19 protein-coding genes and 2 pseudogenes are annotated in these 23,922 nt (G+C 71.8%); 14 read left to right on the top strand and 7 right to left on the bottom strand.

Going from position 1 to position 23,922, the window contains the following annotated elements; all coding sequences use genetic code 11:
* Positions 1–1,604 (bottom strand): annotated as a pseudogene (locus tag CCN39_RS11675) (hypothetical protein); the annotation flags it as partial.
* A 206-nt stretch (positions 1,605–1,810) separates the two neighbouring features.
* Here CCN39_RS11675 and CCN39_RS11670 point away from each other — a divergent pair.
* The 10 genes from CCN39_RS11670 (at position 1,811) to CCN39_RS51660 (ending at position 12,081) form a co-directional block, all read left to right on the top strand.
* Positions 1,811–2,938 carry a polysaccharide deacetylase family protein gene (locus tag CCN39_RS11670; RefSeq protein WP_086841187.1) on the top strand — a complete coding sequence of 376 codons (1,128 nt, stop codon included), beginning with the start codon at positions 1,811–1,813 and terminating at the stop codon, positions 2,936–2,938.
* 203 nt (positions 2,939–3,141) lie between these two features.
* Positions 3,142–3,903, top strand: coding sequence for a 3-oxoacyl-ACP reductase FabG (gene fabG / locus CCN39_RS11665; RefSeq protein ID WP_086841185.1), 762 nt, complete (start codon positions 3,142–3,144; stop codon positions 3,901–3,903).
* A 5-nt stretch (positions 3,904–3,908) separates the two neighbouring features.
* A complete protein-coding gene (locus CCN39_RS11660; protein ID WP_086841183.1) occupies positions 3,909–4,361 on the top strand; it encodes a MaoC family dehydratase in 453 nt (150 codons plus the stop codon).
* A gap of 89 nt (positions 4,362–4,450) precedes the next feature.
* Complete coding sequence (locus tag CCN39_RS11655; protein ID WP_086841181.1) at positions 4,451–5,467, top strand: phosphotransferase family protein; 1,017 nt, start codon at positions 4,451–4,453, stop codon at positions 5,465–5,467.
* Positions 5,468–6,691 (top strand): acyl-CoA dehydrogenase family protein, encoded by a 1,224-nt coding sequence (locus CCN39_RS11650; protein WP_086841179.1) that lies wholly within the window; start codon positions 5,468–5,470, stop codon positions 6,689–6,691.
* Complete coding sequence (locus tag CCN39_RS11645) at positions 6,688–7,872, top strand: acyl-CoA dehydrogenase family protein (RefSeq protein WP_086841177.1); 1,185 nt, start codon at positions 6,688–6,690, stop codon at positions 7,870–7,872. Before CCN39_RS11650 ends, CCN39_RS11645 begins: the two co-directional genes overlap by 4 nt.
* The gene (locus tag CCN39_RS11640; protein ID WP_086841176.1) at positions 7,869–8,963 is read left to right on the top strand and encodes an acyl-CoA dehydrogenase family protein; all 1,095 of its coding nucleotides are present in this window, start codon (positions 7,869–7,871) and stop codon (positions 8,961–8,963) included. The genes CCN39_RS11645 and CCN39_RS11640 overlap by 4 nt, the downstream gene beginning before the upstream one ends.
* A gap of 139 nt (positions 8,964–9,102) precedes the next feature.
* On the top strand, positions 9,103–10,617 hold the full coding sequence (locus CCN39_RS11635) for a hypothetical protein (protein ID WP_086841174.1): 1,515 nt from the start codon (positions 9,103–9,105) through the stop codon (positions 10,615–10,617).
* Between the two features lie 138 nt (positions 10,618–10,755).
* Positions 10,756–11,640: an alpha/beta fold hydrolase gene (locus tag CCN39_RS11630; protein ID WP_086841172.1), complete on the top strand. Its 885-nt coding sequence runs from the start codon at positions 10,756–10,758 to the stop codon at positions 11,638–11,640.
* 150 nt (positions 11,641–11,790) lie between these two features.
* Positions 11,791–12,081, top strand: a complete 291-nt coding sequence (locus CCN39_RS51660; RefSeq protein ID WP_244210730.1) for a transposase — start codon at positions 11,791–11,793, stop codon at positions 12,079–12,081.
* A gap of 570 nt (positions 12,082–12,651) precedes the next feature.
* On the opposite strand, the gene CCN39_RS11620 is transcribed toward CCN39_RS51660, so the two are convergent.
* From CCN39_RS11620 to CCN39_RS50670, 4 genes and pseudogenes are all read right to left on the bottom strand, one after another.
* Positions 12,652–13,278, bottom strand: coding sequence for a TetR/AcrR family transcriptional regulator (locus tag CCN39_RS11620; protein WP_086841170.1), 627 nt, complete (start codon positions 13,276–13,278; stop codon positions 12,652–12,654).
* 14 nt (positions 13,279–13,292) lie between these two features.
* Positions 13,293–14,273 (bottom strand): phosphotriesterase family protein, encoded by a 981-nt coding sequence (locus CCN39_RS11615; protein WP_086841169.1) that lies wholly within the window; start codon positions 14,271–14,273, stop codon positions 13,293–13,295.
* Complete coding sequence (locus tag CCN39_RS52875) at positions 14,273–14,614, bottom strand: AMP-binding enzyme (RefSeq protein ID WP_353526763.1); 342 nt, start codon at positions 14,612–14,614, stop codon at positions 14,273–14,275. Before CCN39_RS52875 ends, CCN39_RS11615 begins: the two co-directional genes overlap by 1 nt.
* A 126-nt stretch (positions 14,615–14,740) precedes the next feature.
* Positions 14,741–15,801 (bottom strand): annotated as a pseudogene (locus CCN39_RS50670) (AMP-binding protein); the annotation flags it as partial.
* 356 nt (positions 15,802–16,157) lie between these two features.
* Between CCN39_RS50670 and CCN39_RS11600 the strand changes: the two are divergent.
* Complete coding sequence (locus CCN39_RS11600; protein WP_086841167.1) at positions 16,158–17,009, top strand: hypothetical protein; 852 nt, start codon at positions 16,158–16,160, stop codon at positions 17,007–17,009.
* A gap of 42 nt (positions 17,010–17,051) precedes the next feature.
* On the opposite strand, the gene CCN39_RS11595 is transcribed toward CCN39_RS11600, so the two are convergent.
* Positions 17,052–20,126, bottom strand: a complete 3,075-nt coding sequence (locus CCN39_RS11595) for a glycoside hydrolase family 2 TIM barrel-domain containing protein (protein ID WP_086841165.1) — start codon at positions 20,124–20,126, stop codon at positions 17,052–17,054.
* Between the two features lie 173 nt (positions 20,127–20,299).
* Between CCN39_RS11595 and CCN39_RS11590 the strand changes: the two genes are divergently transcribed.
* Entirely contained in the window at positions 20,300–21,085 is a 786-nt protein-coding gene (locus tag CCN39_RS11590; protein ID WP_086841191.1) for an enoyl-CoA hydratase-related protein, read from the top strand.
* Positions 21,086–21,115: 30 nt separating this feature from the next.
* Positions 21,116–21,622 carry a dihydrofolate reductase family protein gene (locus tag CCN39_RS11585; RefSeq protein WP_086841163.1) on the top strand — a complete coding sequence of 169 codons (507 nt, stop codon included), beginning with the start codon at positions 21,116–21,118 and terminating at the stop codon, positions 21,620–21,622.
* A 4-nt stretch (positions 21,623–21,626) separates the two neighbouring features.
* Here the strand turns inward: CCN39_RS11585 and CCN39_RS11580 are convergent, their stop codons facing one another.
* Positions 21,627–23,039 (bottom strand): serine hydrolase domain-containing protein, encoded by a 1,413-nt coding sequence (locus CCN39_RS11580; protein ID WP_086841161.1) that lies wholly within the window; start codon positions 23,037–23,039, stop codon positions 21,627–21,629.
* Positions 23,040–23,119: 80 nt separating this feature from the next.
* Here CCN39_RS11580 and CCN39_RS11575 point away from each other — a divergent pair, with 80 nt between their 5' ends.
* The gene (locus tag CCN39_RS11575) at positions 23,120–23,845 is read left to right on the top strand and encodes a TetR/AcrR family transcriptional regulator (RefSeq protein WP_086841159.1); all 726 of its coding nucleotides are present in this window, start codon (positions 23,120–23,122) and stop codon (positions 23,843–23,845) included.
* Positions 23,846–23,922 lie beyond the last annotated feature (77 nt).

Genomic DNA, 23,922 nt, shown 5'->3' with positions numbered 1-23,922 from the left:
CGCCGGACCGGCCGGCCGGTGACCTGCGCCAGGATCCCCGCCGTGGTCTCCCGCCCGGCGGCGGCCGTCTGGGCGCCCTGCTCGGCGAGCGCGGTCTCGACCTGTCCCGCGCTCTGCTGGAGCGCGGTCCGTCCCGCGGCGGCGCGGTGCCGGATGGAGGTGCGCACGGTCGTCAGCAACCGGGTCAGCCCGGCCGAGACCGAGCCCCCGATCTCCGCCACGGCGGCGGCGCCTTCGCCCGTCGCCCGGCCGATCGAGCCGGTCGCCTGCTCGGTGGTCCGGGCGAACTGCCGGTGCACGGGTTCGGTCTGCAGGCTCACCTGCCCGGCCAGCTCGGCGGCCTGCCGGAGCAGGTCGCCGCGCACCTCCGGGCCGGCCCCGCGCAGGTCGGCGTCGGTGTGGCCGAGGCTGCCCCGGATCTGTTCGGCGGTCTGGCCGGCCACCTCCTGGGCGGCCCGGCGCATCGCGGCCGTGGATTCTTCGCTTTCGCCGTGGAAGGAGCCGAGCCGTGCCGTACCCCGCTGCCGGGCGTCGTTCGCTTGGCCGTCCACGGCGCCGCGCACGGAGTTCGCGACGCTGTCGGCGGTCGACACGGCCTCGTCGCCCCGGGTCGTCCCGGCCTGCCGCACCCGCGCGGCCCCTTCGGCGACGAGCGCCCCGGCCTCGGCCTGCTGCGCGGTGTGCCGCGAGGCCAGCTCGGCTCGAGCACCGGATCCGGCGGCGCCCACGGCAGCCTGCGCGGCGGCGACCGCGCCGGCGACCTGCCGCCGAGCGGAGGCAACGGCTTGCCCGACGGCACCGAGTTCGGCCTGTTCCCGCTGGGTGAGCTGCTCTTGTTCGGCGGAGACGGCGGCGCGGTGGCCGGTGAGCGTGTCCTGAAGGGCGGCGTCGAGTTCGGCTTGGCCGGCGTCGTCGTGGGCCCGGACCTCGTCGTAGAGCTCGGCGGCGGCCGCGGCGAGTGGGCGCTCCACGGGGATGGCGGGGGCGATCGCTGTGGTGCCCGGCGCTGCGGCGAGCTGCGGGGGTGCTTCGGTTTCGACCTCGGGTTCGGGTTCGGGCTCGGCAACCTCCGGCGGCGTTCCGGCGGCCATCTCGCCGCCGGACTCGGCTGTGTGCTGGGGCGCCGCGGCTTCGGCGGCGGCCGGGCGTTCCGTCGGGGTCGGGGTCGCAGCTGCCGCGGTCTCCGGGGCCAGCGAACGCTCCGCCGGGGCTGCGGCCGCCGAGCTTCCCGACGGCCCGGCGACCTCCGGCGACGCAACGGCAGCCGCCGCCCCACTGCCGGGCTCAGGCGCGCCGGCGGTTTCCGCGGTCGCCGGGGCGAGCCGCCGCTCTGCGTCGACTGCGGTCCCGACCTGCTCCCGGCCGGGTGGCTCGGTGATCACCGGCGCCGGCGCCGGTACCTCGACCGCCTCCGGCTGCATGCCGGCCGCCCCCACCCCGCCAAGCTCTGCCGCGGGCCCCGTCAGTGAGCGGGTGACCGCCTGGTTCCCCGCCAGCCTCTGCAGGTCCAGCACCCGTTGCTGGGCGCTCGGCGGTTTCGGCCTGCGCTGCTCGCCGCGGCTGCGCTCGGCCGGTTCGTCGCCGGCTTCGGCCTTCCCCCGCATGGTTCCATCTGAAACGCCGTCGATCCCCTCGGCAACGGCCGGCCGGGCGGTGGCGCGGGCACGCTAGGCCGCCCGAAGAGGCGTCAGCGAACACTTTCCGTTCCTTTGCCGGGTTGCATGTCGGTTACGCATCTCACTCCGATGCACCCGGTTCCCCCCTTCGACGTCTTCCCAGTGACGTTACGTAACAGGGGGAGGCGTCAACGATGACACGATGGGCGCGGCGGCCGGGCACGTGGTTCACCGTCACCCTGGCGCTCGCCTTGGCCGGGGTCCTGATCCTGACCCTCGACCGCGGCCACGCCGGGCCCGCCCAGCAGGGCGCCGGGCCGCCACCGCCGCCGTCCACCACGGCTCCGGTCGAAGTCAAGCCGCCGGAGTGGATGCGGCCGCTGCGCCCGGGCGAGAAGCCGCCGCAGTTCGTGCTCTTCTCCTTCGACGGGGCCGGCTCGCACGAACACTGGGGCCGCTACCTCTCCCTCGCCAAGTCCGTCAACGCGCACTTCAGCGGGTTCCTCTCCGGCATCTACCTGCTGACCGACCAGCAGCGGACGCGCTACACCGGACCCGGCCACAAACCGGGCTCAGCCTCGATCGGGTTCGGCGGCAGCGCCGACGAAGTGGCCACCCGCGTCCAGGACCTCAACACTGCCGTCGCCGCGGGGCACCAGGTCGGCACGCACTACAACGGGCACTTCTGCGCCGGCTCCGAACCGAGCGTCGGGCGCTGGACCGCGCCGGGCTGGACCGACGAAATCGGGCAGTTCAGCCGGTTCGTCGACGATGCACACGATCGGCTGGGACTGCACCTGTCCGCCAAGGACGTCACCGGTGGCCGGACGCCGTGCCTCGAAGGCAACTGGGCCGCCGCCTTCCCCGCCATGCGCGCCGCCGGTTACACCTTCGACTCCAGCCAGCCCTCCGACGGCGTCAAGTGGCCCACCCAGCTCGACGGCATCTGGGAGTTCTGGATGCCGTACGTGAAGGTGCCCGCGCTGCACAAGAAGGTCATCATGATGGACTACAACCTGTGGTACCAGCTCGGCCACTCCAAGAACGACGCCGGGCAGTACACCCAGGCCACCCTCGAGACCTACCGCGGCGCCTACCAGGCCGCCTTCGGCGGCAACCGTGCTCCGCTCGTCATCGGCAACCACTTCAACGACTGGGCGGGCGGGGCGTTCTCCCGGGCCGCGGAAGGCTTCATGGGCGAGGTGTGCGCCAAACCCGAGACGGTCTGCGCCACCTACGCCGAAGTCACGAAGTGGATGTCGCTGCAGGATCCCGCCGTCCTGGCCAAGTACCGGTCGATGCCGCCCGCCCAGGCCGGCTGACCGGCGGCTCCCCCGTGTGACGTTGGCCACCGGCGTCCCGCCGCGGTGGCGGCTTCCTCGGCAAACCCCGCCGGACCAGGCGCGGCCACGGGAATCTGCGTACGTTGGCAGCGAACTACGGGCCGCTGCCCGTATGGTTTGTGACCAACCGCTTAGTAGGCTCGCGGGCACGAGCCCGCTTCTCAACGACGAGGAGGTCCCCCGTGACCGATTCCCCTTCCCGTGTCGCCGTGGTCACCGGTGCCGGCCGCGGCATCGGTGCCGCCGTCGCGGCGCGGCTGGCCGATGACGGCTTCGCCGTCGGGCTGCTGGACCTGGACGAGGCCGGTGTCAAGCAGGGCGCCGAGGCCATCGTCGCCAAGGGCGGCAAGGCCGTCGGGGTCGCTCTCGACGTCAGCAACGCCGAGCAGGTCGAGACCGCCGTCGCGCAGGTCGCCGCCGAGCTCGGGCCGCCGGTCGTGCTGGTCAACAACGCCGGCATCACCCGCGACAACCTGATCTTCAAGATGACCGAGCAGGAGTGGGACTCCGTGCTCGGCGTGCACCTCAAGGGCTCGTTCCTGATGACCCGCGCGGTGCAGAAGCACATGACCGAGCAGAAGTACGGCCGGATCGTCAACCTGTCGAGCACGTCGGCGCTGGGCAACCGCGGCCAGGTCAACTACTCCGCCGCCAAGGCCGGCATGCAGGGCTTCACCAAGACCCTCGCCATCGAGCTGGGCAAGTTCAACGTCACGGCCAACGCGATCGCGCCCGGCTTCATCGCCACCGACATGACCGCGGCGACCGCCGAGCGGCTCGGCATGAGCTTCGAGGACTTCAAGGCCGCGGCCGCCTCGCAGATCCCGGTGCAGCGCGTCGGCACACCCGAAGACATCGCGAACCTGACGTCGTACCTGGTCAGCGAGGGCGCCGGATTCGTCTCCGGCCAGGTCATCTACGTCGCCGGCGGACCGAAGGACTGAGGCTGATGCGGGAGTTCCGGAACCTCGACGAGTTCGCCGCCGCGGCGGGCGAGCACCTCGGGTACAGCGAGTGGATGACGGTCACCCAGGAGCGGGTCAACCAGTTCGCCGACGCCACCGACGACCACCAGTGGATCCACGTGGACGAGCCGATGGCGGCCGCGGGCCCGTTCGGCGGCACCATCGCCCACGGCTTCCTGACGCTGTCGCTGCTGTCGGCGTTCGGCCCGAAGATCTACCGGGTCAACGGGATCACGATGGGCATCAACTACGGCCTCAACAAGGTCCGCTTCCCGCAGCCGGTGAAGGTCGGCTCGAAGGTGCGCGCCGGGGCGGAGCTGGTCGAGATCACCGACATCCCGGGCGGCAAGCAGGCGGTGTCGAAGTGGACGATCGAGATCGACGGCGAAGCGAAGCCCGCTTGCGTCGCCGAATGGGTCACCCGGTTCCTGGCGTGAACGCCCGGCCGGGGTGATCCCGGCCGGGCCCGCTGTACGACATACCGACTAGTCGGTATGCTCTCTCGAATGAAGCTTGAGGAGGCCGCATGAACCCGCCGGGACTCGACCTGGGCCGCCTGCGCGCCCACCTGGAGGCGCAGCGGCCCGGCCTGGTCGCCGGGGAGCTGACCGCGGACGTCGTGGAGGGCGGCCGGTCGAACCTCACCTACGTGGTGGGCGACGGCCGGTCGCGCTGGGTGGTGCGCCGCCCGCCGCTCGGGCACGTGCTGCCCACCGCGCACGACATGGGCCGCGAGTTCCGGGTGATCTCCGGCCTGCGCGACACCGCCGTGCCGGTGCCCGAAGCGCTGCTGCTCTGCGAGGACCCCGACGTCGTCGGCGCACCCTTCTACGTGATGAGCTTCGTCGAGGGCACGCCGTACCGGACCGCGGACCAGCTGGGCGAACTCGGCCCGGAGCGCACCCGGGCGATGGCCGACGCGCTGGTCGGCACCCTCGTCGACCTGCACGCGGTGGACCCCGCCGCCGTCGGGCTCGGCGATTTCGGGCGGCCGGAAGGCTTCCTGGAGCGGCAGCTGCGGCGGTGGAAGAAGCAGCTGGACGCCTCCCGCAGCCGCGACCTCCCGGGCGTGGACGAGCTGCACGACCGGCTCGCCGCGGCGGTCCCGGTGTCCGGCCGGCCGTCGATCGTCCACGGCGACTACCGCCTCGACAACGTCCTGGTCGACGGCACCGGCAAGATCTCGGCGGTGCTCGACTGGGAGATGTCGACGCTGGGCGACCCGCTGACCGACCTCGCGCTGCTGGTGGCCTACGCCGAGCGCGACAAGGTGTCGCTGCCGTTCGTGTCCAACGCCAGCTCGGCGCCGGGCTACCCGGGCACCGACGAGGTCGTCGCCCGCTACGCCGAGCTGTCCGGGCGGGACGTCTCGCAGCTGAACTGGTACGTCAGCTTCGCGTTCTTCAAGCTCGCCGTGATCCTGGAGGGCATCTACTACCGCTTCAGCAAGGGCCAGACGGTCGGGGCCGGCTTCGAAGGCGTCGGCGCCGGGGTCGCGCCGCTCATCGCGCACGGCAACGAGATTCTCAAAGAGGAGAAGTAAATGGACTTCGCGTTCGACGAGAAGACCGAGGAGCTGCGCGGGAAGCTCCTCGAGTTCATGGACTCGCACATCTACCCCGCCGAGCCGGTGTTCGAGCAGCAGCTCGCCGAACGCGACGACCCGTGGGCCATCCCGCCGGTCGTCGAGGAGCTCAAGGCCGAGGCCCGCAACCGCGGGCTGTGGAACTTCTTCCTCCCCGGCGAGCACGGCGCGGGCCTGACGAACCTGCAGTACGCGCCGCTGGCCGAGATCACCGGCCGCAGCATCCGGCTCGCGCCGACCGCGCTCAACTGCGCGGCCCCGGACACCGGGAACATGGAAGTGCTGGCCATGTTCGGCAACGAGCAGCAGCAGAAGCAGTGGCTGGAACCGTTGCTGAACGGCGAAATCCGGTCCGCCTTCGCGATGACCGAGCCGGACGTCGCCTCCTCCGACGCCCGCAACATCGAGACCGCGATCCGGCGTGACGGCGACGAGTACGTCGTCAACGGCCGCAAGTGGTACATCTCCGGGGCGATGAACCCCGCGTGCAAGATCTTCATCGTGATGGGCAAGACCGATCCCGAAGCCGCGCCGCACAAGCAGCAGAGCATGATCCTGGTCCCCCGCGACACGCCGGGCGTCACGGTCAAGCGCGGCATGCACGTCTTCGGCTACGACGACAGCGACCACGGCGGCCACGCCGAAGTGCTGTTCGAGGACGTCCGCGTGCCGGTGGAGAACCTCATCGCCGGCGAGGGCGACGGGTTCGCCATCGCCCAGGCCCGGCTCGGCCCGGGCCGCATCCACCACTGCATGCGCGCCATCGGCATGGCCGAGCGCGCGCTGGAGCTGATGTGCCGCCGCGCGATTTCCCGCGAGGCCTTCGGCAAGCCGATCGCCCAGCAGGGCGTGGTGCAGGACTGGATCGCCGAATCGCGGGTCAAGATCGAGCAGCAGCGGCTGCTGGTGCTCAAGACCGCCTGGCTGATGGACACCGTCGGCAACCAGGGCGCGCACACCGAGATCCAGGCGATCAAGATCTCCACCCCGATCACCGTCGAGTGGATCCTCGACAAGGCCGTGCAGGTGCACGGCGCGGGCGGCGTCAGCCAGGACTTCCCGCTGGCCGCCATGTGGGCCGGGAACCGCACGCTGCGCCTGGCCGACGGGCCGGACGAGGTCCACAAGCGCTCGCTGGCCCGGCGCGAACTGAAGAAGTACCTCTCGGAGGGCGCGAAGTGACTGTCACCGCCGAAGACCTGACCCGCCAGGCCACGGAGTTCCTGGCCGCGCACGACCCCGCCTCGACCGACCGCATGGAGTTCCTGCGGGCCCGGTTCGACGCCGGGCTGGCCTGGATCCACCTCCCCGCCGGGCTCGGCGGGCAGAACGCGCCGCGCGCCCTGCAGTCCGTTGTGGACGCCGTGTTCACCGAGGCGGGCGCGCCGGACAACAACCCGCGCCGGATCGGCATCGGCCTCGGCATGGCCGCGCCGACCATCCTCGCCTTCGGCACGCCGGAGCAGCGCGAGCGCTTCCTGCGTCCACTGTGGACCGGCGAGGAGGTGTGGTGCCAGCTGTTCAGCGAGCCCGGCGCCGGCTCCGACCTGGCCGCGCTGGGCACCCGCGCCGTGCGGGACGGCGACGACTGGATCGTCACCGGCCAGAAGGTCTGGACGTCGGGCGCGCACGAGTCGCAGTGGGCGATCCTGGTCACCCGCACCGACCCGGACGTGCCCAAGCACCAGGGCATGACGTACTTCCTGTGCGACATGACCGCCCCCGGCGTCGAGGTCCGGCCGCTGCGCCAGATCACCGGCGAGGCCGAGTTCAACGAGGTCTTCCTCACCGACGTCCGGATCCCGGACACCCAGCGCCTCGGCGCGGTCGGCGAGGGCTGGAAGGTCGCGCAGACCACGCTGATGAACGAGCGCGTCGCGATCGGCGGGCACGTCCAGCCGCGTGAAGGCGGCCTGATCGGGATCGTCGCGAAGACCTGGCGCGAGCGGCCCGAGCTGCGCACGCCGGAGCTGCGCGACCGCCTGGTCCAGCGCTGGGTCGAGGCCGAGACGCTGCGGCTGGCCGGCACCCGGCTGCGCCAGCAGCTCGCGGTCGGCGCGCCCGGGCCGGAGGGTTCGGCCATGAAGGTCGCCTTCTCCGAGCTCAACCAGGCGCTCACCGGCCTGGAGGTCGAGCTGCTCGGCGAAGAGGGCCTGGCCTACGACGACTGGACGTTCCGGCGCCCGGCGATCGTCGACTTCACCGGCCGCGAAGCCGGCTACCGCTACCTGCGCGCGAAGGGCAACTCCATCGAGGGCGGCACCTCGGAGGTCCTGCGCAACATCATCGCCGAGCGCGTGCTGGGGCTGCCCTCGGAGCCGCGCGTCGACAAGGACGTCGCCTGGAAGGACCTCCCCCGATGACTGATCTGCTGTATTCGGACGTCGAAGAGGATCTGCGGGCTTCGGTCCGGGACCTGCTCAAGGACAAGGCCGGCGCCGAAGCGCTGCTGGCGCGGGTGGAGACGGCCGAGCCGTACGACCTGAAGCTGTGGCGCACGCTGGCCGACGAGGTGGGCGTCGCCGGACTGGCGGTGCCCGAGGAGCTGGGCGGCCACGGCGCGTCGGCCCGCGAGGTCGCCGTCGTGGCCGAGGAGCTGGGCCGCAGCGTCGCGCCGGTGCCGTTCCTCGGCAGTGTCGTGCTGGCGACGACGGCGCTGGTGCACGTCGGCGCGCGTGACTTCGTCGGCAAGCTGGCGGCGGGCCAGGCGATCGGCGCGCTGGCCGTGCCGCTGTCGACGGCGCCGGGCGCGGGCTTCCCGGCCTCGGTGACGGCGAACCCGGACGGCACGCTCACCGGCCGGGTGGGCACGGTCGCCGACGCGTCGGTGGCGGACCTGCTGGTCGTCCCGGCCGCCGGCCCGGACGGCCCCGCGCTGTACGTCGTCGAGGCGTCGGCCGCGACGGTGTCGGAGCTGGTGTCGTTCGACCTGACGCGGCGGGTGGCCGACGTGTCGCTGGAGAACGCCCCGGCCACGCTGGTCGCCTCCGGGCCGGAGGCCGCCGCGGCGCTGGAGCAGGCGCTGCTGTTCGGCGCGGGCATCCTCGCGTCCGAGCAGACGGGGGTCGCCGAGTGGGCGCTCACCGAGACGGTGACCTACCTCAAGGGCCGCTACCAGTTCGGCCGCCCGGTCGGCGGGTTCCAGTCGCTCAAGCACCGGCTGGCGAACCTGTACACGGACCTGGTCCTGGCCCGCGCGGCGGCCCGGAACGCCGCGGACGCGCTCGCCACGGGCACCGACGTCCCGATCGCGGTGGCGGTGGCCCAGGCCCGCAACGCGCCGATCGCGGTCCGCGCGACGGAAGAGGCGATCCAGCTGCACGGCGGCATCGGGATGACGTGGGAGCACCCGGCCCACCTGTACCTGAAGCGGGCCAAGGCGGACGAGCTCGCCCTCGGCACCCCGGGCCGGCACCGGGCCCGGCTGGCGGACCTGATCGACCTGCCCGCCTGATTTCCCCGGAAGCGGCCCGTTCCCGGCCCGGGAATGGGCCGTTTCCGCGTTTCGCAACACATTCGGCCGTGCCGGGCGGAGCGCCGGCTGCCGTACGCTGGCTCCTGCGGGGAAACGCTCAGCCGGGAGGTCGGCTCCGATGGCGCAGGCCATTCAGATGCACCTCAACCAGGCCCTGATGCGCATTCCCCGGCGGGCCGAAAGCGCGGACCGGTCGACGCTGGCCTCGACCTACGTCGCCGCGGGCTCGTTTTCCGCGATGATCAATTCGGCCGACCACCAGATCCTGTTCGGCCGCCGCGGCACCGGTAAGACGCACGCGTTGCTGCACCTGCAGGAACTCGTCGAGCGCACCGGTGACGTCGCGATCCACCTCGACCTGCGGACGATCGGGTCCACCGGCGGCCTGTACGCCAACACCGCGTTGAGCCCGGCCCAGCGCGGCACGCAATTGCTGGTCGACACCCTCGAAGCCGTGCACGACCGGCTTTTCGACTACGCCGTCGACGGCAATTCCGCGGACCAGGATGCCCTCTTGCGCGGTCTCGACGCGCTGGTGTCCGCCGCCACCGAAGTGGAAGTCGTCGGCGAAACCGAACAGGAACAGACTTTCGGCAACGCCGCGGAACGGGAACACTCGGCGGAATTGTCGGTCGCCCCGAAAGGCGGCGCCAAAGCCGGCGCGCGGCACAGGTCGTCGGCGACGGCGTCGAGCCGCCGCAAGCGCACCGGCGTCGAGCAGCACCGGGTGCTGTTCGGCCCGCTGAGCCGGGCGGTCCAGGCCGTGGCCGACGGCGTCCGGCCCGCCCGGCTGTGGCTGCTGCTCGACGAGTGGAGCAGCGTGCCCGTCGACCTGCAGCCGTTCCTGGCCGACCTGCTGCGCCGCAGCGTCCTGCCGGTCCGGGGGGTCACGGTGAAGATCGCCGCGATCGAGCACCGTGCGCGCTTCTTCGTCCCGCTCGAGGACGACTACCTCGGCATCGAGGTCGGCTCGGACGCGGCGTCCGCCGTCAGCCTCGACGACGCCCTGGTCTTCGACCAGTCGCCGGAGGCGGCCCAGGCGTTCTTCCGGGAGCTGTTCGCCAGCCACGTCCGGCCGATCCTCACCACGATGCTGCGGACGGCGGTGCCCGGCGACTTCGTCGACGCCGCCTTCCACCGGAGCGCGTTCCCCGAGCTCGTCCGGGCGGCGGAGGGCGTCCCGCGCGACGCGATCAACATCGCCGCCCTGGCCGCCCAGCAGGCCCGCGACGGGCGGATCACCCTCGCGCACGTGCGCCGGGCGGCCCGGGACTGGTACCTGCGGGACAAGCAGTCCGTGCTCAGCCGCGACGAGGAGGCCGACCGGGTGCTGAGCCTGCTGGTCGACGAGGTGATCGGCCGGCGCCGGTGCCGGACGTTCCTGCTCCCGGTCCGCGACCGCCCGGCGGCGATCGACACGCTGTGCGACGCGCGGCTGCTGCACATCCTCCGGCGCGGCGTCGTCGACCCGCGCCGCCCCGGGCGCCTGTACGACGGGTACGCGATCGACTACGGCTGCTACGTCACCCTGCTCGGCGGCGCGGAGGCGGACTCGGCGAAGCACCTCCCGGCCGACGTCTTCACGTTCGACAAGGCCGTGCTCGACCTCCGGCGACTGGGCCAGTATTCATGAAGAAAATTCAGTTTCCTTCGGAATTTTCGCTCACCTGAGCGAAAATTTTGTGAGCCAGGCCACTTCGCGGGTAAAAGGGTGACAAAAATGCCCTTCTTCCCATGGTTCTTGTCGACGCCCGGATCTAACCTGTGCGCCATGGAAACAGCCGTCGCCCCGACGGAAGCCGGGGTGCTGGAGCAATTGACCGTGACCGTGACCCCGGACGGTCACCGGCACAGCGCGCTCGCGGCCGGGCCCGCGTCGGGCGAACTGGTCCTGCTGCTGCACGGCTGGCCCGAGTTCGCCGACTCCTGGACCGAGCAGCTCCACGCCCTCGGCGAGGCGGGCTACCGCGCGCTGGCCGTCGACCAGCGCGGTTACGCGGCGGGCGCGCGCCCGGACGGCGTCGAGCACTACACGCTGGACCAGCTGGTCGGCGACGCCTTGGCGTTCGCCGAAAGCCAGGGAGCGGACCGCTTCCACCTGGTCGCCCGCGACTGGGGCGGCATGGTGGCCTGGGCGCTGGCGGCCGCCCACCCGGACCTCCTCCGGTCCCTGACGGTGCTGTCCACCCCCCACCCGGCCGCCCTCCAGCGCGCGGTGGCCACCGACGACGGCCAGTCCCACGACCTCGGCTACATCCGCTTCTTCCGCCGCGAGGCGGGCAAAGCCGAGAAATACCTCCTACGCGACGAAGCCACACAATTACGGGCTGTTTACAGCCGCCGCATTCCGAAAGCAATCGTCGAAGGCGCGGTGACCCGCCTTTCGGAGCCGGGAGCGCTCACGGCCACGTTGAATTGGTACCGCGGAGCCACGAACGACGACTTCGACATCCCGGCGGGCCGCATCACGGTCCCGACGCTGTACCTGTGGGGCCGCGAGGACCCGTACCTGGGCCAGAGCGCGGCGGAGCAGACGGTCCACCACATCGACGCGGAGTACCGCTTCCAGATCATCGAAGGCGCCAGCCAGTGGATGGCGATGGAGGCGCCGGACGAGGTGAGCGCGCTGCTGCTGGACCACATCCAGCGGCACTAGGGTGTGTCTGACAAACATCTCGGTGGGTGCTGGGATGCTGCTGGTCGTGTCGCGGTTTCAGTTGCTCTCAGACGATCAGTGGGCGTTGATCGAGGATCTGCTCCCGGCCCGCACCGGAAGCGTGGTCGGCCGTTCTCGGAGGCCAGGTCGATGGTCGAGGGGATCATCTACCGGTCTCGGTGCGGGATCGCGTGGCGAGACGTGCCGGCGGTGTTCGGTGCGTGGCAGACGATCTGGACCTGGCATCGCCGGATGGCCGGTGACGGCACCTGGGACACCGTGCTGCAGCGCCTGCTGAGCGCAGCGGATGAGGCCGGACTGGTGAACTGGTCGGTGGCGGTCGATTCGACGATCGCGCGGGCGCATCAGCACGCCACCAACATCACCCGCACCACGGGGGGCTGGGTCGAACTACACGGATCTACTCGCCGAGCCGCCTGACCACGCGATCGGCCGCTCCCGCGGCGGCTGGAGCACCAAAGTGCACCGCATCGTCGACGGGAACGGCCGACCACTGGTCGCTCTGGTCGGCCCCGGCCAGGCCGGTGACGCGCCGATGTTCCCGCACCTCATGCGCCACCTGCGCGTCGCTCGGCTTGGACGCGGCCGGGCCCGCATAGGCCCGACCGCGTCCGCGGCGACAAGGCCTACTCCTCGCGGGCGATCCGCAGGCATCTTCGTGCACGAGGCATTACTGCTGTGATCCCCGAGCCAGCCGATGAGGCGGGACACCGCAAACGCCGCGGTCGCAACGTCGTCGAACGCCGCTTCAACCTGCTCAAACAATGGCGCGGCCTAGCACTCGCTACGACAAGCTCGCCATCGTCTACCGATCAGCGGTCGTCCTGCACGCCGTCATCACCTGGACCAAGGCATTGTCAGACACGCACTAGCGGTGATCACCGGTCGCTGAGTGAGGTCCCGGTGCCGGTCACCGGCCCGGGGCTCCGCCGCGGTCCGGCGCGGCGGGACCGGGCCGGCGCCGGAGGGACACCCGGCCGCGGCGCGGCCCTACGCCACCGGCGGCCGCAGCGCGTCCAGCAGCAGGTCCGCGTAGTGGTCGCCGATCTGGCGGGCCGTCAACGACCCGCTCCGCCGGTACCACGACCCCAGGTGGTGGACCGACCCGAAGAAGAAGTCCACCACCACGTCGGCCGGCTTGTCCGTGCGGAACTCGCCCGAGCGCTGCCCCTCCTCGACCAGGCCGCGGAACCGCTCGTGGTACTTGCGGCGCTCGGCCCGGACCGCCTTCTGCTTGTCCGGGGACAGCTGGTGCATCGACTGCAGGAAGATCGTGTTGTCGTCGAGGTTGTCGATGCTGGACACCACCACGTCGGACGCCGCCGCCGCGAGGCGCTTGCGCAGGGGTGCGTCCGACGAGGCCACGCTCTCCAGCTGGCGGGTCTGCTCACGCAGGACCCGCGCGTAGATCTCGTAGAGCAGGTCGTCCTTCGAGCCGAAGTAGTGGTACATCGCGCCCTTGGTGACGCCCGCCGCCTCGACGATCTCCTGGACCGACGTGCGGTCGAAGCCCTTCTTGGCGAACAGCTTCGTGGCGTGCTCCAGCAGCCGCCGGGGCACGGCGGCCTGGTCTTCGCCGGTCGCCTCGCCCGGCTTGCGGGTGCTTGCTCGAGTCACCGCGGGACCCCCTCTCAGGACGCATCAGGATAACGCCACGACAGAAACCGCCGCGGGTTGTCCACGAGCATCGTCGTGATGTCCGCTTCGGACACCCCGCGTTCCCTCAGCGCCGGCAGCACGTCGCGGGTGATGTGCAGGTAGTGCCAGTTCGGCGCGATCGCGGGCAGCCGGTCGGCGGGCAGCCAGTCGATGTAGCAGGACGCGTCGTGCGAGAGCACCATGCTGCCCGCGTACCCGCGTTCGCACAGCGCCGCCACCGTGTTCACCCGCTCCTCGAACGGCAGCAGCAGGTCCAGGCCGAACCGGTCCATCCCGAGCAGCGAGCCGCGGTCGGCCAGTTCCGTCAGGTACGCCAGGTCCGCCGAGTCGCCCGAGTGCCCGATGAGCACCCGGGTCAGGTCGACGCCTTCGGCCGCGAAGATCTCCTGCTGCTCCAGCCCGCGCCGGGTGCCCGCGTGCGTGTGCGTCATGATCGGCGCGCCCGTCTCGACGTGCGCCTTCGCCACCGCGCGCAGCACGCGCTCGACGCCCGGCGTCACCCCCGGTTCGTCGGTGGCGCACTTGAGCAGCCCGGCCTTGACGCCGGTGCCCGCAATGCCTTCGCGCAGGTCCCCGACGAACATCCCGATCAGCGGGTCCTCGCCCTGCAGCAGCGTGCCGGGCCCGCGGAAGTGCAGGTAGTGCGGCACGTCGTGGTAGGTGTAGAGCCCGGTGGCGACGACGATGTTGACGTCGACCTCGGCCGCCACCCGCTGCACGCGCGGGATGTAGCGGCCCAGGCCGATCACCGTCGGGTCGACGATCGTGTCGATCCCGGCTTCCTTCAGCTCCCTCAGGCGCCGGATCGCCTCCGGGACGTGCTCTTCCTCGCGGAACCCTTCGTGCTCCGGGTAGTTCTCGGCGAATTCGGGGCTCAGCACGAAGAGGTGCTCGTGCATCAGCACCCGGCCCAGCGCTTCCGGCGCGATCGCGCCGCGGACCGTCTCGACCATCAGCCCCGCGCCCGCAGCTCGCGGCGCAGGATCTTGCCGCTGGTCGTCTTCGGCAGCTCGTCGAGGACTTCGACGGTGCGCGGGTACTTGTAGGCGGCGAGCCGTTCCTTGCACCAGGCGACCAGCTCCGCGGGATCGGCGGTCGCCCCGGGCGCCGGGCTGACGTACGCCTTCACCGTCTCGCCGCGGTATTCGTCGGCGATCCCGACGACGGCCGCTTCGCGGACCGCCGGGTGCGTGTACAGGACGTCTTCGACCTCGCGGGGCCAGACCTTGAAGCCGGACGCGTTGATCATGTCCTTCTTGCGGTCGACGACGTAGACCCAGCCGCGTTCGTCCATGAAGCCGATGTCGCCGGTGAGCAACCGGCCGCCGGGCAGCGCCTCGGCGGTGGCGTCCGGCCGGTTCCAGTAGCCCGAGACGACCATCGGGCCTTCGACGGCGATCTCGCCCGCCTGCCCGGGCGGCAGCTCCTCGCCGTTTTCGCCGAGGATCCGGACGATCGTGTCCGGCACCGGCAGGCCGATCGANNGACGACGGCGGGCGGCAGCGCGGCGCCGCCGGAGTACAGCAGCGCGAACGAGTCGAAGTGCGCGCGGCTGAACGACGGGTGTGCCATCAGCGCCATGTAGGCCGTCGAGGGCCCGACCGTGTACGACGGCCGGTGTTCGAGGAACGCGTCGAGCACGACCCCCGGCTCGAAGCGGTAGGCCAGGGCCAGGGTGCCCTCGATGTCGATCGCGGAGCCGAGCTCGCAGACCATGCCGGTGATGTGGAACAGCGGCGCGAGCCCGAACAGCGTCGAGCCGGCGGGCAGGCCGCTGAACGCGCCGAGGCCCGCGGCGTTGATGCCGATGTTGCCGTGGGTGTTGGTGGCGCCCTTCGGCGTGCCGCTGGTGCCGGAGGTGTAGCTGATCAGGGCGGTGTCGTCGAGGGCGAAGGCCGGCTCCGGCGGCTTCGGGCCCGGCGTCGCCGCGGCTTCGAGGAGCTCGGTCGCCCCCGGCGTCTCCTCCTTCTCGACCTTGGCCAGGACGCGCTCGTCGTCGCGGGTCTGGAACTCGAGTTCGCTGGTGGTCAGCGCGATGCCGACCCCGTTCGCGGCCGCCGTCTCGGCGATGTAGGCGTTCCAGCCGCGCTGCGAGCAGACGACCGCCTTCACGCCGGCGTCGGTGAACACGTGCGTGAGCTCGCGTTCCCGGTACATCGGGTTGACCGGCACCACGATGCCGCCGGCCTTCCACGCGCCGAGCAGGGCGATGACGAACTGGGGGATGTTCTGCAGCACCAGGGCGAGCCGGTCGCCGCGGGCGAAGCCGTGGGCCGCCAGGTAGCGCGCGACGCCGTCGGAGAGCTCGTCGACCTCGCGGTAGCTCAGCCGCGCGTCGAAGTACGCGATCGCCGCCCGGTCCGGGACGTGGTCCACGGCCCGGCGGAACGACTCGGGCAGCGTCGTCGGCTTCGCCGGTTCCGCGTCCCGCACCCGTTCGTCGTAGCTCGCGAGCCAGGGCTTCGCGTCGTACCAGCTCATCCAGCGACCTCCTTTGGACACCGACCGGTCGGTATGCCGACGCTAGGAGGACACGACGGCCCGCGTCAAGCCCGGCGGGCACGCCGAAATTGCGCACGACAATTCCGTGCGCTCGAAACCACGCCAAAAACAATGCAGCCAGATGCCGCCGTCACAGGGGTACACGTACCTCGGTTCGAAATGGTTCATATCTTCTTTTTCGACCGGATCACACTGGACAAACCCCTGGCCCAGAGGCCACCATGGGCGTCGGCGGCCAGATTGGCCCGCCCCATCAGAGAACCCCGCCGTATCCCCCGAACACGGCGGAGTACCCATATGTTCACGCTAACTCACGCACGAAAACGGAGTCATTCATGCCTGCTTCCGGTGGACGACACCGCCTGTCCCGGCGGACGAAGATCGCGACCGGGCTCTTCGCCCTCGCGATCGCGGGCGGGGCACTGGCGGTCGCCACGACCTTCGGCGACCCCGGCGCCGCCAACGCCGCCTCGGGCGGTCAGGCCGCCGTCGGCCAGATCAGCTGTCCCGACGTGGCGAGCAAGCTCCCGGCCATCCCCGCGCAAGCCCAGGCCGAGGTGCAGCGCAACCTCGAGCTGCTGAACACCCAGATCAGCGAAGCCAACAACCGCCTGCAGACGACCGTCGGCCAGGGCGGCCCCAACTTCGTCCAGAACGCCATCCTCGGCCCGCTGGCGGACAAGCGGAAGTCCACGATCGACCGCATCGCCATCTCGATCGGCCGCCGGGCCGAGAAGCCACAGGGCCTCGACAGCCTCGCCACCTGCTCGGTCGGCGGGCAATCGGGCACCGGCGCCGGCGCCCCCGCACCGGCCCAGGGCACGGGCAACGGCGGGCAGAACGGCAACACCGGGAACAGCGGCCAGAACGGGAACACGGGCAACACCGGCAACGCCGCGGTCGGCCAGATCTCCTGCCCGGACGTGGCGAGCCAGCTCCCGGCCATCCCCGCCCAGGCCCAGGCGGAGGTGCAGCGCAACCTCGAGCTGCTGAACACCCAGATCGCCGAAGCCAACAACCGCCTGCAGACGACCGTCGGCCAGGGCGGCCCCAACTTCGTGCAGAACGCCATCCTCGGCCCGCTCGAGGACAAGCGCGTGGCGACGATCAACCGGATCGCCACCGCCATCGGCCGCAACGCGGCCAAGCCGCAGGGACTCGACGCGCTCGCGCCCTGTAGCCGATGACCACCGGGGTCCGGCGGGGGGTGCGCCCCGCCGGACCTGCGGTCACCGGGCCAGCAGCGCGCTGATCCGCAGGAAGCTCCGCGCGGTCATCGTCACCCGCACTTCCGTGGTGACGACCGGATCGAACGCGAACGACGTCGGGTCGTTCGAACCGGTCCCCCACGTGATCCGCAGGTTCCGCACCGGCTCGAACCCCCGGGCCGTGCGGCAGGCGACTTCGACCGCGACCGGCAGCGCCAGCTTCGCGTCCACGACGAAGTTCGCCGTGACGGCACCGATCCGCTGGGCCGACGGCCAGGCCAGGGACACCCAGTCCTCGGCCCGCGGCCTGCTCACCGCGGCCAGCGTCGAAGTGGCCTGCTTGACGTAGTGGTTCGACCAGCCGGTGGCCGGGTTCCCGTCCAGCATCGCGGCCGGCAGCGTGTCCGGGGCGCCCGAGTAGCTCGCGTCCGCGGTCGAGGCGGCCGGGACGACGGGGGCCTCGACCGCACGCGCCCCCGGGCCGTTGCGCTGCCCGAGGGCCGTGCCGGGCAAGGTGAGCTTCCCGGGCGCCAGCCCCGGGGCGCTCGCCGTCACGGTGATCCGCCCGCGGCCGCCGGTCGCCGCGATGACGGCGACGGCCAGTCCCTTGAAGGCCGGGATCGTCGGCTGCTGGTAGCTCTGGGCGAGTTCCTGCCGTCCGTTGTCGACGCCGGCGACCCGCCCGGGCCCGGCGACGGTGAACCGCAGCACCGGCCCCTCGCCGGGCACGACGACCCCGTGGGCGTCCACGACCGACGCCGTCACGAACGTCATCGCCCCGGGCACCACTCCCCCGCCGGGTGCGTCCACGCTCAGCTTGACCGCGCGCGGCGGTCCGGCCGTGACGAGCTCGTCGCGCGCCACCTCACGGCCACCCGCCCGGGCGATCGCGGTCAGCGTGCCGGGTGCGAAGGGCACGGTCCAGGTCAGGTGCAGCTTGCCGGTGCTGCCGTTCGGGCTGGTGTAGCTGCCGGAGGGGTCGTTCTTGTCGTCGCCGGCCGGCTCGGTCGTCTCCAGGTACGGCCGTCCGTCCACGGTGGTCTTGCGGTCGAACTTCTTGGTCCCGAGCGACTTCCCGTTCAGCACCAGCTCGACGGTGTCCACAGTGGAGTAGACCCACACCGCGACCGGTTCGCCGGGCCGGTGGTTCGTCCAGTCCATCGGGGTCAGGTGCACCATCGGCGCGGTGGTCCACTGGCTGCGGAACAGGTGGAAGGCGTCCTTGGGCAGGCCCGCGCTGTCGACCGCGCCGAAGAAGGACGTCTTGACCGGAAAGACGTCGTACGGCGTCGGCTCGCCGAGGTAGTCCTGCCCCGACCAGAGGAACTGGCCCTGGCAGAACTTGCGGTCGCGGTCCTTCTTCAGCGAGTACTCACCGCTGAAGGTCCACGAGGCCAGGTTGTTGTCGTAGGACGACGTCGCCCGCTTGCCCGGCGTGTGGTTCTCGCCGGTGTTGAGCAGGTCGGGTTCCTGGTAGACCCCGCGCGTCGAGGTCTCCGACGACGATTCCGACTCGAAGAAGAACTTGTCCGGGTACTGCTTGTGAAGCCCGTCGATGGACTGGGCGGTGTTGTAGTTGACGCCGAGGCCGTCGAGCTGCTTCAGGATGAGGTCCTGCGGCGAGCCGGGGGCGGGCACGCCGCGGTAGCGGTCCGAGCCCATGATGACCGGCCGGGTGGTGTCGATCGCCCGGACCGCGGCGATCAGCCCGGCCGCGATCGCCGGGCCGCCTGCCATCGACGCGTCCGGCACCTCGTTGCCGATCGACCACAGCACGACCGCGGGCGAGTTCTTGGCCGCGTGCACCATTTCGGCGATGTCGCGCTGACTCCACTCGTCGAAGTCGCGGTGGTAGTCGTACTCGAGCTTGCCGGTCCGCCAGCAGTCGAACGCCTCGACCATCATCACGATCCCGAGCCGTTCGCAGACCGTGACGAGCTGCGGGTCCGGCGGGTTGTGCGCGGTCCGCAGCGCGTTGACGCCCATCGCGAGCATCAGCCGCATCTGGTGTTCGAGGGCGGCCGGGTCGACCACCGCGCCCAGCGCGCCCTGGCTGGAGTGCAGGTTGACCCCGCGCAGCTTCATCGGCTTGCCGTTGAGCGAAAATCCGTGGTCCGGGTGGAATTCGGCGTAGCGGAAGCCGAAGTCCGCGGTGGTCGTGTCGAGCACGCGCCCGGCGACGACGACGTCGGTGCGCAGCCGGTACAGCTCGGGCGTGCCGATCGACCACAGCCGGGGCCGCTCGACCCGCAGCCCGGTCACCGCCGTCGCCGTCCGCCCGCCGGGGACCGCCACGGTCGTCGAGCCGTTCGCGACGACGCGGCCCGCCGGGTCGGTGACCGTGGTGCGCACCTGGGCGGTGACCGCGGCCCCGGAGTCGTTGGCGACGTCGGTGGCCACCCGCACGGTGCCGCGGCCGGCGGCGATGTCCGGCGTGGTGACGAACGTGCCGTGCCGGGCGACGTGCACCGGCTCGGTGACCACGAGGCGGACGCGACGGTAGATGCCGCTGCCGGAGTACCAGCGGCTGCTGGGCAGCGGGTTCGTCGCGCGCACGGCGAGGACGTCCGGCGTGCGTCCGTCGGTGTGCAGCCGGCCGGTGAGGTCGAAGGCGAACCCGGTGTAGGCATACGGGTGGTTGCCGAGCAACTCGCCGTTCAGGTACACGTGGGCGTCCGAGTACACGCCGTCGAACTCCACCGACACGCGCTTGCCGGCGAGCGACGGCGGCAGCGTGAACGTCTTGCGGTACCAGCCGAGACCGCCGCGGAAGTAGCCGGAACCGCTGCTGGTGCCCCGGTCGGTCGGCGGGAGCTCGATGCTCCAGTCGTGCGGGACGTCGACGACCTGCCACGCCGAGTCGTCGAAGCCGGGTTTCGCGGCGTCGGCGAAGCGGCCGCCGGGATCGGTGACACCGTCGGGGTTGGCCAGTGCGAACCGCCAGCCGGTCGTGAAATCGCTTTCTCGCGCCGCGCCCGGCTGCGTCAGCGCCTCGGCGGCCCGGGCGACCGGCGCGACCGCCGACACGGCGACGGCGGCACCCGCCCCGCCCAGCACGACCCGTCTGCGGAGACCGCTCGGCTCTTCTTGCGGCATTGGGGCAGCCCCTTCCAGCGCGGCGACGTGCGGGCGGAAAGCACTATGGCACAGAGGTTTCCGGACAATCAAAGGGTTCGACATTTTCGAACTCGGCGAGCGGCCGGCCGGTTTCCGCGTGACTTCGGCCCAAGCGACCGCTTAGTATGATGGCCGACCCCGAGGAGGTGGCGATGTCCACTGTGGATGGTGTGCGGTACGAGGCGGACGGCGCGGTCGCGACGTGCACGTTCGACAAGCCGGACTCGAGCAACGCGATGGACGTGCCGATGCAGGCCCGCTACGGCGCCCTGCTGCGGCAGGCGGACGCCGATCCGGACGTCCGCGCGGTCGTCGTCACCGGGGCGGGCCGGGCCTTCTGCCCCGGCGCCGACCTGGGCCTGCTGGACACCATCGCCGCGGGGCCCCCGGTCGAGGGCGGCGGCACCTTCGAGGACGTGCTGGTGGCGGCGTCGGTGGGCGTCCCGGTGGTCGCGGCGATCAACGGCGGCTGCGCCGGCCTGGGGTTCGTCATCGCCTGTTCGGCGGACGTCCGGTTCGCGGCCGCGGGCGCGAAGTTCACCACCGCGTTCGCCCGCCGCGGCCTGATCGCCGAGTACGGCATCGCGAAGCTGCTCCCGGAGCTCGTCGGCCAGGGCCGGGCCCGCGACCTGCTGCTGTCCGGCCGCACGTTCACCGCGGAACAGGCCCTGGCCTACGGCCTGGTCCAGGAGGTCGTCCCGGCCGGGGAGCTGCGGCTGCGCGCGCACGCCTACGCGACCGAACTGGCGACCTACAGCGCCCCGCGGTCGATGGCGGTGATGAAGCGGCAGTTCGCGCACGAGGCGGCGCTGTCGCTCCCGGAGGCGGCTCGCGAGGCGACGGCGTTGATGCTCGAGTCGTTCGGCCGTCCGGAGCTGGCGGAGGGGCTGGCCAGCTGGAACGAGCGCCGGCCACCGCGGTTCCCACCCCACCGATGAGTTTTCGCCGTCCCGGTCGTCGGTACCGGTATGGCCAAGTTGCTCTACGCGTTCAGCTGCTCGATCGACGGCTTCATCGCCGGCCCGGGCGGGGACATGTCCTGGTTGACGCCGTTCTTGGGGCCGCCGCCGGTCGACCTGATCCCCCGCATCGGGGCGCTGCTGGTCGGCCGCCGCACCTTCGACGGCGACGACCCGCACCGGGGCGGGCCGGGCGAGGGACAGGCGTTCGGCGGCGGCTGGGAGGGGCCGCAGTTCGTGCTGACCCACCGTCCGGCCGACCCGGTACCCGGCGTGACCTTCGCCGCCGACCTGGCTTCGGCGGTGTCCGCGGCCAAGGCGGCGGCCGGGGACAGGTACGTCAACGTGCTCGGCGCCGAGGTCGCCCGGCAGTGTCTCGAGGCCGGGGTGCTGGACGAGGTCCTGGCCCTGCCGGTTCCGGTGCTGCTGGGGAGCGGGGTCCGGGTTTTCTCGCGGGTCGGTCCGCCGGTCCGGCTCTCCCCGGTCGGACCCCACTGGTACCGGGTCGGTCCATGAGGGCTCAGGCGATCTTCGGCGCGGCGCGCATGCCGATGTAGGCGCAGGCGGTGCCGTCGGCCAGGGTGGCGAACACGACGGGCAGCCAGTCGTCGCTGAACGCGCCGTCCGCGCGGCCGGCGAACACGGTGTCCGACACGGCGACGAGGTCCGACTCGATGGGCGGCGCGAGCCCCGCCATGCCGTCGACGAACGCGTACCGCAGGTGGGCCACGCCGGCGCGCTCCGAAACGGTGATCTCCACGCCCTCGCGCCGGTAGACGCCGGCGGGGTCGCCGAGCACGACCGGCAACGGCCGCGCGGGCGGCCCGAACGGTTCGGGCATCCGGATGCCGGCGAGTTCGCGCAGCAGCTCCCGGACCAGGTCGGAGTACAGCCGGCGCGCGCCGCCGCCGTTGGTGAGCAGCACGACGGCCACGCCGGCTTCCGGTGCCACCCGGAGGAAGCCGTACTGGCCGATGGTCGCGCCGTCGTGGCCGAAGCCGGGGGTGCCGTCCCAGTCGTAGAGCGTCCAGCCCAGGCCCCAGCCGTCGGAATCGACCGTCCACTTGTCGGGGCAGCCGGTCTCGCGGTGCTGCATCGCGGCGGTGGTTTCCCGGCGCAGCAGGCGGGTTCCGTCCGGGGCGACGCCGCCGTCGAGGTGCAGGCGGGCGAGCCGCAGGACGTCGGCCGCGGTGGCGCACAGGACCCCGCCGTACGGGCCGGCCGAGCGCGGCAGCGGGTTCCAGACCGGCGCCGGATCGGGGTCGGCACCCCCTTCGCCGAGGTGTCCCATCGCGGCGCGGAACCGCAGGACGTCCTCGGGCAGCGTCACCGTGTGGGTGAGCCCGAGGGGTGCGCAGAGCCGGTCCCGGAGCGCGGCGTCCCAGGTCTGCCCGGTGAGCACCTCGACGATCCGGCCGAGCACGTTGTAGCCGACGCTGCTGTAGGAGATCGCCATCCCGGGCGGGCAGTCGAGCGGGACGTCGCGGGCGGCCTCGACGTAGGCCGCGAGGCAGTCGTCACCGCGTCCGGTGTCGCGGGTGAAGTCGCAGGTGAGCCCGCTGGTGTGGGACAGCAGCTGCCGGGCGGTGATCGTCTTCGACGCGACCGGGTCCGCGACGGTGAAGCCCGGCAGGACGGCACGCACCGGCGCGTCGAGGTCGAGCTTGCCTTCTTCGGCCAGCTGCATGACCAGCGTGGCGGTGTGGATCTTGGTGATGGAGCCGACCTGGAACACCGAATCGGCCGTCGCCGCCACCCCGGTGCCCCGGTGCAGCACCCCCGTGGCGAGTTCGTGGACCTCGCCGGCGGCGAGCACCGCGAGGGTCGCGCCCGGGACGTGGTGGGTGGTGCGCAGCTCGTCGAAGCGGCGCTGCCAGCGGTCGCGGTCGAAAGTCAGGGGCTCACTCGGCTCTGCGTACAGTGTTCCGGTCATGCGAACACTGTACGCAGACGGGTTCAATGTGCGCAACAGCGCACGACGTGCGCTAGGCTGACGTGCCGAAAGGAGGCCCGATGGCGGCCGAAGAATCCGTGGCGTCGGTGTGGACGCGCCCGCAGCGCCGCCGCGAGCAGCCCGCGCTGAGCCGCGCGCAGATCGTCGCGGCGGCACTCGAACTCCTGGACACCGAAGGGCTCGAGGCGCTGAGCATGCGGACGCTGGGCGCCCGGCTGAACGCGGCCGCGACCTCGCTGTACCGCCACGTGGCCAACAAGGACGAACTGCTGGAACTGGTCGTCGACGAGGTCTACGGCCAGATCGAGGTCCCGGAAGTCCAGGACGGCGACTGGCGGCACGCGGTGACGACCTGTGCCGGGAGCGCGCGGGCGGCCCTGCTGCGGCACGCGTGGATCGCCTCGGTGCTCGGCCAGACCGGCCTGGCGTACCTGGGGCCGAACGTGATGCGCCTCAACGAGCGCATGCTGGCCCTGTTCGAGGCGGCCGGGTTCGCCCCGGCCGAGGCCGACCGCGCGCTGGGCGCGGTGATGGCCTACGTGATCGGCACGGCCACCACGGAAGCGGCGTGGCTGACCACGGTCGCCCGCAGCGGCCGCTCGGAGCAGGAGTGGGTCGACCGGTTGCAGCCGGCGCTGACGGAGGCGACGAAGCCGTACCCGCGGCTACACGCACTGGCGACCGCCGAGGGCAGCGACGCCGAGAAGTCCCGCGGTGACGGCTTTTCCTACGGCCTGGACCGCATGCTGGACGGGTTGGCGGCCCGCCTCACGCTCACTGAGTGAGAGCGCTCCCAGCGAATCCGTCGCACGCGGAACCGCCGAACCGCTTACGGCGAGCGCCGAAGCTTTACACCTTCGGC

This window comes from Amycolatopsis kentuckyensis (assembly GCF_002155975.1).
Lineage (GTDB): Bacteria > Actinomycetota > Actinomycetes > Mycobacteriales > Pseudonocardiaceae > Amycolatopsis > Amycolatopsis kentuckyensis.
This window is presented reverse-complemented; position numbering and strand designations above follow the sequence as displayed.

Coding starts and splice junctions, on each gene's coding strand:
- CCN39_RS11600 (WP_086841167.1), top strand. CDS start 16,158: ATGCCTGCTTCCGGTGGACGACACCGCCTGTCCCGGCGGACGAAGATC.
- CCN39_RS11615 (WP_086841169.1), bottom strand. CDS start 14,273: ATGGTCGAGACGGTCCGCGGCGCGATCGCGCCGGAAGCGCTGGGCCGG.
- CCN39_RS11660 (WP_086841183.1), top strand. CDS start 3,909: ATGCGGGAGTTCCGGAACCTCGACGAGTTCGCCGCCGCGGCGGGCGAG.
- CCN39_RS11595 (WP_086841165.1), bottom strand. CDS start 20,126: ATGCCGCAAGAAGAGCCGAGCGGTCTCCGCAGACGGGTCGTGCTGGGC.
- CCN39_RS51660 (WP_244210730.1), top strand. CDS start 11,791: ATGGTCGAGGGGATCATCTACCGGTCTCGGTGCGGGATCGCGTGGCGA.
- CCN39_RS11575 (WP_086841159.1), top strand. CDS start 23,120: ATGGCGGCCGAAGAATCCGTGGCGTCGGTGTGGACGCGCCCGCAGCGC.
- CCN39_RS11630 (WP_086841172.1), top strand. CDS start 10,756: ATGGAAACAGCCGTCGCCCCGACGGAAGCCGGGGTGCTGGAGCAATTG.
- CCN39_RS11655 (WP_086841181.1), top strand. CDS start 4,451: ATGAACCCGCCGGGACTCGACCTGGGCCGCCTGCGCGCCCACCTGGAG.
- CCN39_RS11640 (WP_086841176.1), top strand. CDS start 7,869: ATGACTGATCTGCTGTATTCGGACGTCGAAGAGGATCTGCGGGCTTCG.
- CCN39_RS11670 (WP_086841187.1), top strand. CDS start 1,811: ATGACACGATGGGCGCGGCGGCCGGGCACGTGGTTCACCGTCACCCTG.
- CCN39_RS52875 (WP_353526763.1), bottom strand. CDS start 14,614: ATGGACGAACGCGGCTGGGTCTACGTCGTCGACCGCAAGAAGGACATG.
- CCN39_RS11650 (WP_086841179.1), top strand. CDS start 5,468: ATGGACTTCGCGTTCGACGAGAAGACCGAGGAGCTGCGCGGGAAGCTC.
- CCN39_RS11585 (WP_086841163.1), top strand. CDS start 21,116: ATGGCCAAGTTGCTCTACGCGTTCAGCTGCTCGATCGACGGCTTCATC.
- CCN39_RS11590 (WP_086841191.1), top strand. CDS start 20,300: ATGTCCACTGTGGATGGTGTGCGGTACGAGGCGGACGGCGCGGTCGCG.
- CCN39_RS11580 (WP_086841161.1), bottom strand. CDS start 23,039: ATGACCGGAACACTGTACGCAGAGCCGAGTGAGCCCCTGACTTTCGAC.
- CCN39_RS11635 (WP_086841174.1), top strand. CDS start 9,103: ATGGCGCAGGCCATTCAGATGCACCTCAACCAGGCCCTGATGCGCATT.